The 13549-nt window shown below is 72.3% G+C and carries 12 protein-coding genes; 6 read left to right on the top strand and 6 right to left on the bottom strand.

Translation table 11 applies throughout. The features are described from left to right. Positions 1-6: 6 nt before the first annotated feature. On the bottom strand, positions 7-1419 hold the full coding sequence (locus tag F9C12_RS41050) for a carboxylesterase/lipase family protein (protein WP_409464051.1): 1413 nt from the start codon (positions 1417-1419) through the stop codon (positions 7-9). Positions 1420-1478: 59 nt separating this feature from the next. On the opposite strand from F9C12_RS41050, the gene F9C12_RS41045 reads away from it, so the two are divergent. Then, positions 1479-3356 (top strand): Na+/H+ antiporter, encoded by a 1878-nt coding sequence (locus tag F9C12_RS41045; protein WP_409464050.1) that lies wholly within the window; start codon positions 1479-1481, stop codon positions 3354-3356. A gap of 22 nt (positions 3357-3378) precedes the next feature. Next, complete coding sequence (locus F9C12_RS41040) at positions 3379-4065, top strand: histidine phosphatase family protein (RefSeq protein ID WP_409179697.1); 687 nt, start codon at positions 3379-3381, stop codon at positions 4063-4065. Here the strand turns inward: F9C12_RS41040 and F9C12_RS41035 are convergent. The 3 genes from F9C12_RS41035 to F9C12_RS41025 form a co-directional block, all read right to left on the bottom strand. Next, positions 4041-4811 (bottom strand): ABC transporter permease, encoded by a 771-nt coding sequence (locus F9C12_RS41035; RefSeq protein ID WP_409464049.1) that lies wholly within the window; start codon positions 4809-4811, stop codon positions 4041-4043. The two genes, F9C12_RS41040 and F9C12_RS41035, sit on opposite strands and share 25 nt — an antisense overlap. A 480-nt stretch (positions 4812-5291) precedes the next feature. Further along, positions 5292-5771 (bottom strand): MmpS family transport accessory protein, encoded by a 480-nt coding sequence (locus F9C12_RS41030; protein WP_409179695.1) that lies wholly within the window; start codon positions 5769-5771, stop codon positions 5292-5294. Positions 5772-5984: 213 nt separating this feature from the next. After that, positions 5985-6383 carry an NUDIX hydrolase gene (locus tag F9C12_RS41025; protein WP_409179694.1) on the bottom strand — a complete coding sequence of 133 codons (399 nt, stop codon included), beginning with the start codon at positions 6381-6383 and terminating at the stop codon, positions 5985-5987. Between the two features lie 38 nt (positions 6384-6421). Between F9C12_RS41025 and F9C12_RS41020 the strand changes: the two genes are divergently transcribed. Beyond that, entirely contained in the window at positions 6422-7195 is a 774-nt protein-coding gene (locus tag F9C12_RS41020; RefSeq protein WP_409464048.1) for a helix-turn-helix domain-containing protein, read from the top strand. Between the two features lies 1 nt (position 7196). Here F9C12_RS41020 and F9C12_RS41015 read toward each other — a convergent pair whose 3' ends face one another. Continuing rightward, a complete protein-coding gene (locus F9C12_RS41015) occupies positions 7197-8675 on the bottom strand; it encodes an FGGY-family carbohydrate kinase (RefSeq protein ID WP_409464047.1) in 1479 nt (492 codons plus the stop codon). A 92-nt stretch (positions 8676-8767) separates the two neighbouring features. Here F9C12_RS41015 and F9C12_RS41010 point away from each other — a divergent pair, with 92 nt between their 5' ends. The 3 genes from F9C12_RS41010 (at position 8768) to F9C12_RS41000 (ending at position 11606) form a co-directional block, all read left to right on the top strand. Continuing rightward, positions 8768-9745, top strand: coding sequence for a LacI family DNA-binding transcriptional regulator (locus tag F9C12_RS41010; protein WP_409179691.1), 978 nt, complete (start codon positions 8768-8770; stop codon positions 9743-9745). A 533-nt stretch (positions 9746-10278) separates the two neighbouring features. Beyond that, complete coding sequence (locus tag F9C12_RS41005) at positions 10279-10860, top strand: DNA-binding protein (RefSeq protein ID WP_409179690.1); 582 nt, start codon at positions 10279-10281, stop codon at positions 10858-10860. Positions 10861-10949: 89 nt separating this feature from the next. Further along, positions 10950-11606: an RES family NAD+ phosphorylase gene (locus F9C12_RS41000; RefSeq protein ID WP_101439344.1), complete on the top strand. Its 657-nt coding sequence runs from the start codon at positions 10950-10952 to the stop codon at positions 11604-11606. Here the strand turns inward: F9C12_RS41000 and F9C12_RS40995 are convergent. Then, positions 11599-13527: a S9 family peptidase gene (locus tag F9C12_RS40995; protein ID WP_409464046.1), complete on the bottom strand. Its 1929-nt coding sequence runs from the start codon at positions 13525-13527 to the stop codon at positions 11599-11601. The genes F9C12_RS41000 and F9C12_RS40995 overlap by 8 nt on opposite strands. Positions 13528-13549: the final 22 nt, after the last annotated feature.

The following is a 13549-nucleotide window of genomic DNA, read 5'->3' as shown; positions in this document are numbered from 1 at the left end:
TGCCGCTCACGACCCCCACAACCTCCGCTGCTCCGCGTCCGGATCCGACACCGTCGCGCTCACGTCGTCGAACACCCGCGTCACCCGGTCCCGCGGCGCATACGCCGCCCAGCCCGGATCGCCGGTCGCCACGAACCGGACCCACGTCGCGAACATCTCCTTCGCCATCGCCCGCAGCCGCTCCGGAGCAGGCCGGGCGAGCGCGAACAGAAAACGCCAATGCGGATTGCCGACGTCGTCGAACACGAACGGCAGGTCCACCGTGTGCGCCGCGCCGAGGCCCTTCCCGCGCGGCGCGATCCGCCAGTCCAGCCGGTACATCCACGCGGTTCCGCCCGCCGCGTGCTGGGATTCCGCGAGCCGGATCGACGGCAGCCACCAGTCCCCCGCCGTGCGGACGCGGTTCACCAGCTGGTCCTCCGGCCAGTCCGGCAGCAGTTCCCGGTACGCCTCGGTCATCCGGGCGATGTCCTCCGGTTCGAGCATGGTCGAGCCGGTGCCGAGCAGTTTCGCGCCGCCGGTTTGCAGCCAGGAGAACAGGTCCTGCTCGTCGGCCGTGGTGCCGGTAAGGATCCGCACCTCGCGCGCCGCACCGTCCGCGACCGCTTCGCCGGGCCGCCGCGGCAGGAGGTCTCCGCCGACCACCACCCGGTACGTCACGAGCGAGCCGAGCTGAGCCGTGACTCGTTGCTGCGCGGCCAAAATCTCCGTGGCCGGCACCGTCCGCAGATCTCTGTCACCCAGCTCAGCCAGCACCGCCTCGCCGACAGCTTCCGCTTCCGCGGGCGTGTGCACGACGGAGCCGACGCCGGTGCCGCTCTGCACGATCGCCTGGCTGAACAGGCCGCGCGCCGCCGGAACCGCCAGCAGCGTCCCCACCGTGCGGCCGCCGTTGGACTGCCCGGCGAGCGTCACGCGCCGGGGGTCGCCGCCGAACGCGGCCACGTTGTCGCGGACCCATTCCAGCGCCAGCACTTGGTCCTGCAGCGAGAGATTCCCGTCGGAAACCCCGGGCAGCCGGAGCAAGCCGAGCACCCCGAGCCGGTACCCGACGGTCACCACGACCACGCCGTGGCGGGCGTACGCGGACGCGTCGAACTGGTGCGGCGCGCCCATCACCCCGCCGCCGCCGTGGATCCAGACCAGCACCGGGTACGAGCCGGGCGCTTCGGGCGCGTACACGTTGACGTACAAGCAGTCCTCGTCGCCGACGAAGCGTTTACCGGTCACGTCGGGCTGCGGAGCTTTGGCCGCGAACTCCGTCGCGTCGCGCACCCCGGTCCAGGGCGCCACCGGCACCGGCGGCCGGAACCGCAGCTCCCCCACCGGCGGCTCCGCGAACGGCACCCCCAGGAAAACGCCGGCTCCGTCCCGCACTTCGCCGCGGACGGCACCGGCCCGCGTCTCCACCGTCGTCACGAGCGCAGCCTAGCGCCGGTCCCCGCGCGTGCTCCGAGGCCGCGGGTGATGATTGTGCCGTGGAAATCGCAGCGGAATTGGTGGCGCTCGTCCTGACGGTCCTCCTGGTGACCGTCGTCGCGCGCCGGATGGACTGGTCGGCGCCGCTGTGCCTGGTCGCGGTCGGCGTCGGGGTCTCGTTCGTTCCCGGGGTGCCGCAGTACGAACTGGACCCGGAGATCGTCCTCGTCGGACTGCTGCCGCCGCTGCTGTACTCGGCGTCGATCCAGACGTCGCTGGTCGCGTTCCGCAAGCTGCGCGGGCCGATCGCGCTGCTGTCGGTCGGGCTCGTGGTGTTCACCGCGTTCGGCGTCGGGCTGGTCGCCTGGCTGGTCGTGCCGGGATTGCCGCTGGCGGCCGGGATCGCGCTGGGCGCGGTCGTCGCGCCGCCGGACGCGGTGGCGGCGAGCGTGGTCGCGCGACGGGTCGGGATGCCGCGCAAGCTCGTCCGGCTGCTGGAGGGCGAAAGCCTGTTCAACGACGCCGCCGCGCTGGTCGCACTGCGGACCGCGATCGCGGCGATCGCCGGCGCGGTCAGCCTCTGGCAGGTCGGTCTCGACTTCCTGCTCGCGGCCGCCGGCGGGATCGTCGTGGGCTTCGTCGTCGGCCTGATCGTGACGTACGTGCGCGCGAAGCTGGAAGACACGCTCACCGACACCGCGCTGTCGTTCGCGGTTCCCTTCGCGGCCTATCTGCTCGCTGAAGCGGTGCACGGATCCGGCGTGCTGGCCGTGGTCGTCACCGGGCTGATCCAGGGGCATCAGACGCCGCGGATCCAGTCCGGTCCGTCGCGGCTGGCGAGCAGGCTGAACTGGGAGACCGTCCAGTTCCTGCTGGAGAACATGGTCTTCCTGCTGATCGGCCTGCAGGTGCGGCGAATCCTGCACGAGGTCGGCAAGAGCGGGCTGTCGCTGTGGCAGCTCGTGGGGATCTGCGCGGCGGTGCTCGCCGCGACCATCCTCACGCGGATGCTCTGGATGGCCGGCATCGGCGTGGTGAAACGCGTCCTCAACGGACTGGGCCTCCAGCGCGGCAAGGTGTGGCCGTGGCGCTATTCGGCGGTGATCGCGTGGGCCGGGATGCGCGGCGTGGTCACGCTCGCCGCGGCGTTCGTGCTGCCCGCGGACACGCCGCAGCGCGCGGTGCTCGTGCTGGCCGCGGTGGTCGTCGTGGCCGGGACGCTCGTGGTGCAGGGCATGACGTTGCCGCCGTTGATCCGGCGGCTCCGGCTGCCGCGTCCGGACCCGGCGGAGGACGCGCTGCAGGAAGCCGCCGTGCTGCACGACATGACCCGCGCCGCGCTCACGAAGCTGGAGGAATTGCGCCGTCCGGAAGACCCGCCCGAGGTGATCGACCGGCTGCGCGACCGGTTGCAAGGCCGGTCCGACGCCGCGTGGGAACAGCTCGGGCGGCAGAGCACGCTCGCGGAAACCCCGAGCGACGCCTACCGTCGGCTGCGCGTCCAGCTCCTGGAAGCCGAACGCGAAGTGTTCCTGAAGGCCCGCGACCGCGGCACGGCCGACGACGCCGTGCTGCGCCGGGTACTGGCCCGGCTCGACATCGAAGAATCCATGCTCGACCGCGACGAGGAGGAACCCCCGGTGGCCGAACGCGAACTCAGCACCCCCGCCGCCACAGCCGGGTCCTGCAAGCACCTCAGCCACGAATGGCCGGACAAACAACCCAGCTCCCCGGACTCCTGCGCCGAATGCGTCGAAGCCGGGATGACCTGGGTGCACCTGCGCAAGTGCCTCAAGTGCGGGCACGTCGCCTGCTGCGACTCGTCGCCGGGCAAGCACGCCACGCAGCACTTCCACGAAACCCTGCACCCGGTGATGCGCAGCTTCGAGCCGGGCGAGACGTGGCGATGGTGCTTCGTGGACAAGCAACTCGGTTGAGCCGACCGGTTAGGGTCGGGGCATGAGCACGCCCGAACAGGAAGTCGAGTACCGCCAGCACCGCTTCAGCCCGCCCGCGGGCGCCACCGAGATTTTCCTGGTGCGCCACGGGGAATCGATGCCGCAACGGCTCAGCGAGCCGTTCGACCTCGTCGACGGCCAGGCCGACCCGGACCTCGCGCCGGAAGGCCGCGACCACGCCGTGCGCGTAGGCGAACGGCTGGCCTCGGAACGCATCGACGCGCTGTACGTGACCACGTTGCGGCGCACCGCGCAGACCGCGGCGCCGCTGGCGGAAAAGCTCGGCCTCACCCCGTCCGTCGAGCCTGATCTGCGCGAAATCCACCTAGGCGAATGGGAAAACGGGCTGTTCCGCAAGCACACCGCCGAGGGGCATCCGCTGGCGCGGAAGCTGTGGGAAGAGCAACGGTGGGACGTCCTGCCCGGCGCGGAATCCGACGAGGCGTTCGGCCTGCGGATCCGGGCCGCGCTCACGCGGATCGCCGCGGCGCACCCGGACCAGCGAGTCGCGGTCTTCACCCACGGCGGCGTGATCGGCGAGGTGTTCGCGCAGGCGAGCCGCGCGCTGGAGCGGTTCGCGTTCCTGGGCGCGGACAACGGATCGATCTCGCACCTCGTGGTGCACGGCGACAACTGGCTGATCCGCGGCTTCAACGACCGGTCTCACCTGGCGGCCCCGCTCGGCTGAGCCGGCTCGTCGCGGCGGAGCGCCCCCGCCGCGACGAGTTCCACCGTCACCAGGACCGCGCTCGCTTCCGCGGCCAGCAGCCCGATCAGCACCAGCACCTGCGTCGTACCGGCCTGAAGCGGGCTCGCCCCGCCCAGCAGGACGCCGACGTACGCGCCCGGCAACGTCACCAGGCCGACCGTCCGGGTCTGGTCGAGAACCGGGATGAGCGCGTGCCCCGCCGACGGACGGCAGATCTCCAGCGCGGCCTGCCTCGGCAGAAACCCCAGCGCCAGCGCGGCTTCGTACTCGCCGCGCCGTTGCTTGAGCTCGTCGAGCGCACGACGGGCGGCCTGCGAGGTCGCGGTCATCGCACCGCCGATCACGATCCCCGCGACCGGCACGATCGAGATCGGCTTCGCCGGAACCACGCCGGAACCGAGCACGAGCCCCAGCACCGGAAGGACGCCGGCCGCCAGCGACAACGCGACCCACCCGACCCGCTTCGGCGCCCCGATCCGGCTGGCGGACGTCGCGGCGGCGATGGAGAACATCGCGAGGACGAACAGGCCGGTCAGCCAGCCCGACCGCAGGATGACCGTGATGACCAGCGAGACAAGCGCGAGCTGCGCGACGGCACGGACGGCCGCGACGAGCACCGCCCGCCCCTGCCCCAGCTGCCCGAACCGGACGACGGCCGCACCCGCGAACGCCAGCCCCACGAGCACGGCGATCAGCGCGGGCCCGAATCCGATGGCACCGTTCACGGGGTGATCCTGCCGCAGGCCAAGGCCCGGTGCGGTGAGCCGGGCCGGTTTCTGCTGACCACCGCTGGCCCAGCCGGGTTTCTCAGCGCCTCGGCGTGCGGCGGATTCAAAGCGCGCCCGAACCCTCGCAGGCCGTCCTCCAGACCACCGCTCGCCCCGCCGAGCTTTCCCAGAGGCACGGCATGCGGCGGATTCAAGCGCGCCCCAATCCGACCGCACCGCCCACTGCGACGATCCCCGCCGCAGACCAAGGCCCGGCACGGCGAACCGGAGGCTTCTCCCTGACCGGCGCTAGCCCGATGAGGTTTCTCCGCGTCGGGTCGGCGGTAGCGGCGCTCGTAAGGCCGACCCGGTGCAGCGGCTGGCGAGACTTCGCCCCCGCTGAGGTCCGTGGATCGCGCGTGATCCGTCGGCGAAACGAGATCCCCGCGCTCCGGAGAAACCCCCATGCGGCATCGGAAATGCTTCGAGCAGCCCCGGTCAGGCGCTGCAGCTGAGCTGCCGCCCCTCCCCCGCCACCGACTTCTCGGCCACCACGTGCCCGTCCACCCGGATCCGGCACAGCAGCGCCCCGGTGCTCTGCGCGACCAGGCTGCTGAACACCGGCTGCTCGGCGGGAGCCTTCCGCTGCACCGTCACCGACCAGGGCAGCCGCACCTCGGCCTGTTGTTCGAGGTCGCCGCCGGTCGCGACGTAGGTGAGGTTGTGCGCGACGTCCCCCCCGTCGAGTTCGTAGACGACCGTGCGGGTCACCTCGTGCACGATCGCCGGTTCGACGGTCACCGACGGCACCGACGCGGCCCGAGCCGGCCGGTCCGGGGTCGCTTTCGGCATGACGTACCACGCGACGGCGACCGCGACGGCGACGACGCCGGCCACGACCACCGCGCTTCCGAGCGGCCGCAGCCTGCCCGATTCCCCCCGGGCCGCCGTGGGCCGGGTCGCGCCAGGAACACCCATGGAGAGGTCTTCTCTTCTCGAGCGCACTTCCCGCGAGTGCGACGTCTGGTTCTTCGCCAGACCGTTACACGGCGTTAGCCAACCCGGGAAAATCGGCTCCATTTCACCCTGTTGGGGGTAGGGGGCGTTCGCTCACGAGTACGGTCACCACGCACGATGCCGATGACGCTCGCGCATCCCCCGCTTGACCCAGGGTGATCAGGCGCAGGGTGCTCAGTCGACGAGCCCCGCCTCGGCCAGCATCCGCAGCACGCGCTGTCCGGCGGGCGGGCAGGCGGCGGCGTCCTCGGCGCGCAGCCAGGCGGCCTCGGCGATCTCCGCCGACGGCTCCGGTTCGCCGGTGTGGTCGGCGGTGTAGCAGGTCATCCGGACGCGGCGGCCGTCGGCGAATCCGTCGGCCTGCTCGTCGAGCAGCGCGAAGAAGCGGAAGCTGAGCGGGTCGAGCGCGACGCCGAGTTCCTCGCGGATCTCCCGGCACAAGCCCTCGACGTCGCCCTCGCCGGGTTCGCGCTTGCCGCCGGGGAGATAGAACTTTTCCTTGCCCGCGGTGCGCACGGACAACAGCCGCCGGTCCCGCACGTGGACCCAGGCCAGGGCATCGATCGGGGTCATCCTCGCATTCTGTCGTACCCCCGGGGCATGATCGCGGGGTGTACTCGGAAAGCCCGCCGCCGGACCGGCTGCGCCGCCTCGTGCGGTGCCGCTGGGAGTCGGCCGAGCCCGGTCCGAAGCGGATCGTCCCGGACGGCTGCGTCGACCTCGTCGCCGGCGCCGGCCAGGTCTTCGTGGCCGGACCGGACACGACGGCGTGGACGTCGGTGTTCCCGCCCGGCGCCCGGCTGCGCGGCCTGCGCATCCGGCCGGGTGCGGCGGCGGCGCTGCTCGGCGTGGGCGCGGACGAACTGCGCGACAGCCGGGTTTCCCTGGCCGACCTCTGGAACCGCCGCGGCGCGACGCTCGCCGACGAGATCCTCCACGGCCGCGACCTCGCCGACGCGACGGCCGAGATCGCGACGGAACGGGCCGCGGTCATGGATCCGGTGGTGGAACGAATGCTGGCGCAACTCGCCGCGGACACCGGAAGCCCAGGCCGCGGTCAAGGAGAGAAACCCGCGGCACCGCGCCCTGCCCCGAATGCCGGCCACCCGTCTGCTTGTCCTCCAGCCCGCGCCTTCTCCCCAGGGCACCCGGCGAAACCAGGCCGGAGCGAACGACAGGCCCGCCGCCTCTTCACCCTCGCAGTCGGCTACGGACCGGCCACCTACCGGCGAATCCTGCGCCTCCAGCGAGCCATCGCACTGGCGCCGACCACCGCGACCCTCGCCGAACTGGCCGTCGCCGCGGGGTACGCCGACCAGCCGCACCTCACCCGCGAATGCCGGGCGCTCACCGGCCTCACCCCGGGCGCCTACTTCGCCGGATGACTCACTCCGCCGCCGATTCCTGCTGCCGCGCAAGGAAATGCGCCGTCTCCGCCGTCGCCGGATACAACGCGCGATAGTGCGCGTAGAACTCGTCGTACCGATCCGCCCGGACCGGATCCGGCTCGATCACCTCGGCGACCGGGTTCCACTCCTCGATGTCCGGCTCCAGCCCGACCGCCACCGCCGCCAGGTACGCGTCCCCGAAGCACGCGCCGACAGTTTCCGTCGGAAGATGCTGCGGTGTCCGGGTCACGTCGCTGACGATGCCCGTCCACACGCGCCCCTGCGTGCCGCCCCCGACAGCCACCAGCCGGCGGGCGGGCGCGCCCATCGCGGCGAGGTTGTGCCGCACCCCGTAAGCCGTTCCCTCCAGCGCCGCGCGGTACAGCTCCGCCCGGCCGTGCGAGGTGGTCAGCCCGGCGATCACGCCGCGCGCCAACGGATCCGGCACCGGAGTCCGCTCGCCCGCGAAGTACGGCAGCATCAGCAAACCGCGGCTTCCCGCCGGAACCCGGCCGGCCGAAGCGACCAGTTCGGCGAAATCGCCGTCGAACAGTTCCCGCAGCCAGTCGGTGATCGCGCCGGACGTCGCCATGCCCGCGGCCAGCGAGTAGCTGCCCGGGAAAACCCCGCGCGTCGCCCACAATCCGGGCACCGGACGAGCCTCCGCGACGGCCTGGACGAGGAACATCGTGGTGCCGTACATGACCATCGTGTCGCCGGGGTCGCGCACGCCCGCGCTGGTCGCTTCGGCCCACGCGTCGATCGTGCCGCAGGTGACCGGCAATCCGGCCGGCAGCCCGGTCTCGGCGGCCGCCTCGGCGGTGACCGTGCCGACGACCTCGGTCGGCCAGGCGAGCCGCGGCAGGTCGATCCCCGGAGCCACCAGCGCGGCCCAGTCCTCCGCCCAGCCGCCCGCGCGCAGGTCGTACATCGGGTCGCACTGGCTGGCCGAATGGTGGTCGAGCACGTATTCGCCGGTCAGCCGCCGCACCAGGTACGAACTCGCCATCAGGAACTGCCGGGCCCGCGCGGCGACGTCCGGCTCGTGCCGGTACAGCCACCGCCACTTGGGGCCGGCCGCCTGGCTCGACAGCGCGCTGCCGCAGCGCTCCACAATGGACTCTTCGCCGAGTTCGGCGGTCAGCTCGGCGATTTCCGCGCCGGCCCGGGTGTCGACGCCGTAGAGGATCGCCGGGCGCAGCGGGCGGCCGTCGCCGTCGGCGGGCAGCAGCACCGGGCCGATGCCGCTCACCGCGAGCCCGGCCGGCGCGTGCCCCCCGGCCAGCAATTCGCGCACCAGCGCGGCGAACCCGGCCCACCACACGGTCTCGGCGTCGTGCTCGAACCAGCCGGGGCGCGGGCGGGAGGTGCTGTGCGGGCGGGCGGCGCGCGCCAGTACAGTGCCGTCCGCACCCACGAGGACGCCTTTCGAACTGGACGTGCCGATGTCGATGCCGAGCAACGGGCCCGGTTGCATCGCAGCACCCCCGGCAATCGGACGGTAAACGATTACCGGGACGGTATTCTGCGGTCACCGGGGTGTCAAGGAAGCCAGGACGAGGAGGCTCGGTGGCCACGATCAGCGACGTCGCCGCCAGGGCAGGCGTCTCGACCGCCACGGTGTCGCGGACCCTGAACGGCAAGTCCACAGTGGATCCCGAGCTGGCCGCCCGGGTGCTGGAGGCCGCCGAGGAGCTGGGCTATCACCCGAACGGACTGGCCCGGAACCTGCGCCGCCAGGAGACCGCGGTGCTCGCGCTGATCATCTCCGACGTCGAGAACCCGTTCTTCACCTCGATCGCGCGCGGGGTCGAGGATCTCGCGCAGGTGTCGGGGTACTCGGTGGTGCTCTGCAATTCCGACGAGAACGAGGACAAGGAACGCCGGTACCTCGACGTCGCGCTGCAGGAACGCGTCGCGGGCGTGCTGCTGTCGCCCACCGGCCCGGCCACGAACGTCACCCGGCTGCGCCGGCTCGGCACGCCGGTGGTCGCGGTCGACCGGCCGCTGCCCGGCACCGACGGCGACCAGGTGCTCGTCGACACCCGCCGCGCGGCCCGGCAGGCGGCCCGGCATCTCGTCGCTAACGGCTACCGGCGGGTGGCGTGCCTGACCGGGCCGTCCGGCGTGCGCACCGCCGACGACCGGCTGTCCGGCTACTTCGACGCGGTCGGCGAGGAGAACGCGGTCTTCCGCCGGGCCGAGTACCGCGCGGAAGGCGCCCGGCGCGCCGCCGGGGACCTGCTGGACCAGCCGGCGCCGCCGGACGCGCTGCTGGTCGCGAACAGCACGATGGCGATCGGAGTCCTCGAGGCGCTCGCGGAGCGGAACCTGCGGGCCGGGCGCGACATCGGCATCGTCTCGTTCGACGACGCCCCGTGGACGACCTTGATCGACCCTCCGCTGACGGTCGTGGCGCAGCCGGCCTACGAGATCGGCCGGGTCGCCGCGCAACTGCTGCTGGCCCGCATCGCCGACAGCACCCGCGAACCGGTCACCACGACCCTGGACGCGCAGCTGATCGACCGGCAAAGCTCCCATCGCTGACCGGCCGCGCCGGGGAACCCGCGGACCAGGAAAGCCCGGCGAAACCCAGCGAAGAGAGCACGGGCGAGAAGGGCCTCCGAGGCCACGCCCCCGGCTTCCGTCGCGGACCACGGCGATCGACCGGCACGGCTCCCGTCGCCGGCCAAAGGCGTTGAAAGACCCGGCGTAATCCGGCGTGCGTCCCCGGAAACCACGCGGATCCGGAGGGAAACGACGTGCCTGGCGGCCCGGCGGAGATCCGCCGAGCCGCCAGGCCCGCCCCACCCCCTGTCCCCCCAGCTTCCGCCGCGGACGGCGGAGCACGGGCCGCACCCGAGGGCGGGAAACCGATTACTCGTTCGCAACGTAAATCGGCGGTCCGGGAGTGTCAAGCACTCGAAAGCCTGGACAAGGCGCCCGAGCCGGGGCAGACTGTCCCGAACTCGCCTACGCGCAGTGTTGACTTCTGTGCGATACGTGTCGATCTTTGGTGAATTCACCCACAAAAAGGCGAGAAACCGCACGAACCCGCACACACGCGCTAGGCTGAGCGTATGTCGATAGCGCTGGAGAACGTTCTCGCAAGAGCCGGCCTCAAAGCCGACGCGAACGAGTTTCTCACGCTCGTGGAGGACGCGGCCCGAAGGCTGTCGCCGCCCAACCCCGACCCCTCGCACTACTTCTCCCCCGACCAGCGGGCCGCGCTCGCCGACGCGGGCCTCGACCTGAGCCCGCGCGACGAGGGCGAACCGGACTTCCGCGCGCGCACCGTCGCCGCGCACGCCGTGCTCGCCGATTCCGCGCTGTCGGTCGGCCAGGCCGCCGAGATGCTGAACGTCGACGACAGCCGGATCCGGCACCGGCTCAAGGAGGGCAGGCTCACCGGCTGGAAGGACCAGGGCTGGCGGCTGCCCGCGTGGCAGTTCAACGGCGCGGGCGTGCTGCCCGGCCTGGAGACCGTGCTGCGCGCCGTCCCCGAGGACCAGCCCGCGCTGGTCGTCGCCGCGTTCATGAACACCCCGCAGTCCGACCTGGTGATCAGCGACCGGCCGGCCACGCCGCGGCAGTGGCTGCTCGCCGGCGGCGACCCCGAGCAGGTGGCCCGGCTCGTGGCCACGCTCGGCTCGCCGTTCTGACCCGCTGACCTTCCCGCCCGCGCACCGCCGCGCCCGTCGCGGCGCGGGCCCGCCCCCTGCCCCGACACAGGACGGACGACCTCCCCCGCATGGCCCGGCTCCCCTCGCCTCCGGCGCGGTCTGCTCTGGTCAAGGGGCTGGACCGCAGCCACGACGTGGTTTCGGTGCAGCCCGAGACCCGGCTGGTCCGCATCTTCACCGCGCACGGCAACCATCCGCAGCAGTGGAACACCTTCCGCTACACCGGCCCGCTCCCGCACGGCCGGTTCGACCAGCAGACGCCCGGCCGCGGCGGCCGTCCGGTCACCGACCCGGGCAACGGCGTGCTGTATTTCGGCCTGACCGTGCGCACGAGCGTCGCCGAGGTGTTCCAGACGACCTCGACGGTCGACCGCACGACGCGCGGCCCCCGGCTGGTCGTGGTGCGCCCGACGCGGGTGCTGCGGCTGCTCGACCTCACCGGGCTGTGGCCGACCCGGGTCGGCGCGTCGCAGGAGATCTCCAGCGGCCCGAAGAAGATCACCCAGGCGTGGGCGCGGGCGATCCGCGGCGCGATGCCGGACCTCGACGGGCTCTGGTACCGCTCGTCCATGGACGCGGGCAAGCCCTCGGTGTGCCTGTGGGACCCGCCCGCGGGCGCGGCGCTGCCGATCGCCCCGGACGTCCTGCTTCCGCTGGACCATCCGGGGCTCGACGTGCCGCTCGGGCGGGTGTGCGAGGAGCTGAACTACACGCTGCTCAGCTGAGGTGCCGGGCCCACCAGGCCAGCACCGCCTCGAACCGCTGCACCCGGTGCCGCGGCTTGCCCGAGCGCGTCAGCTCGTGGCCCTCGCCGGGGAACAGCAGGAATTCCGTCTCGACCCCGGCCTGGCGCAGCGCCACGAACTGCCGCTGCGCCTGCTCCAGCGGGCATCGCCAGTCCTGCTCGGAATGCACGACGGCGAACGGGATCCGCACGTCGGCGGCGTGGCTGAGCGGGCTGCGGCGCCGCTGCTCGTCGAGGTCCGCGCCGACGTAGGCCTCGGTGAAGTAGTAGCCGATGTCCGAGCTGCCGGCGAAGGAATCCCACGCGTTCACCGCGCGCTCGCTCCACGCGGCGCGGAACCGGTCCGGATGCTTCGCGGCGACCCAGCTCGTCATGAACCCGCCGTAGGAACCGCCCATGATCCCGGTTCGCGACGCGTCGAGGTCCGGCCGCTCCAGCGCCTTGTCGAGCAGCGCGAGCACGTCGTCGACATCGACGGTGCCCAGGTTGTGCACGACCGAAGTACCGTGCGATTGCCCGTATCCGGCCGAACCGCGCGGGTTGCCGAGCACGACCGCGAACCCCGCTGACGCGTACACCTGCGCCTCGTCGAACACCGTCCACTCCTGCTGGGCGAACGGTCCGCCGTGGACCACGCGCAGCACCGGATGCGGCCCTTCGCCTTCGGGCAGCACGAGCCAGCCGTGCACCGGGTAGCCGTCCGGCGCGGTCGTTTCGAGTTCCACGACCTCGCAAAGACCCTTGTCCCGCAACGGCTTCGAGTAATCGGTGAGCACGCGCGGACCATCGGAGCCGAGCACCACGAGTTCGCCCGCAGTGTCCAAACCGGCCACAACTGCGACGACAGTGTCGCCGTCCGCCGCGAAGCCGTGGACCGCCGAGTGACCCGCGTGCAGCACCCGCAGGTCAGCCAGTTTCGCCTCGTCGGCATCCTTCGGGACCGCGCGCAGTTCCACCGCACCGCGATTGCGCACGGCCAGCAGAATCTCGTCGCCGAGCGGAATCGCCGGTCCCGAGCCTGCCTCGATGTCCACAGTCTCCACATCGGTCAGCCGCCGCGGCTTTCCGTCCGAGACGACCGCGTACAGACCGGTGTTGGAAGCCACGACGACACCGTCCTCATGGGACGTGCCGAAGAAGTAGAGCGTGCCGTCCGGCGCATACACCGGCTGGTCGGCGTACCCGGCGCAGGCGGCCAGCACCTCGGGTTCGCCGCCGTCGACCGGGAACGCGACAAGGTCGTGCTCGCGCGTTTCCGCGCGGTCGAAGTCGTGCGGCACGGTCACGACCACGCGCTCGCCGTCCGGCGTCCAGACCGGCTGGTTGACGCTGTAGTCCCGGGGCGTCACCGCTTCCGGCTCGCCCTCTTCGAAGGTGTCGAGCACGTACAGCCGTTTCGGCCGGTCGCGCAGGAAGCCGACGTTGTCGAAGCGGTAGTCGAGCCGGGTGATCAGCCGCGGCGCCTCGGCGGCGGGGTCCGGCGTGCGCCCGTCGGCGTCCTCGGTGCCGTAGCGGCCCGGTTCGGCTTCGCGCGCGGTGAACGCGAGCCAGCGCGAATCCGGGGCCCACACCGGGGCGTCCGCGCCCAGGTGCAGCGAGGTGAGCTTCCGGGACTCGCCGCCGTCGACGGGCATCACGTGCACCTGCGGGCTGCCCTCGGCGCCTTTGCCGTCCCCGGCGCGCAGGAACGCGACCCACCGGCCGTCCGGCGAGATCGCCGGCGACGAGTCGCGCGGACCTTGCGTCCACGGCGTTTCGCCGCCGGAAAGCGAGATCCGGCGGATCGCGCTGCGGTACTGGTCGGTTTCCAGATCGGGACTGCTCACCGCGGCGAGCAGGAGGTCACCGCGCAGCGCGGGACGGCCGGGGACGACGAGGGCTTCGATGTCGGCAGGACGCATGCCGACGACCGTACCCGATCCT

Origin of the sequence: Amycolatopsis sp. GA6-003 (assembly GCF_046267895.1) — a bacterium.
GTDB lineage: Bacteria > Actinomycetota > Actinomycetes > Mycobacteriales > Pseudonocardiaceae > Amycolatopsis.
This window is presented reverse-complemented; position numbering and strand designations above follow the sequence as displayed.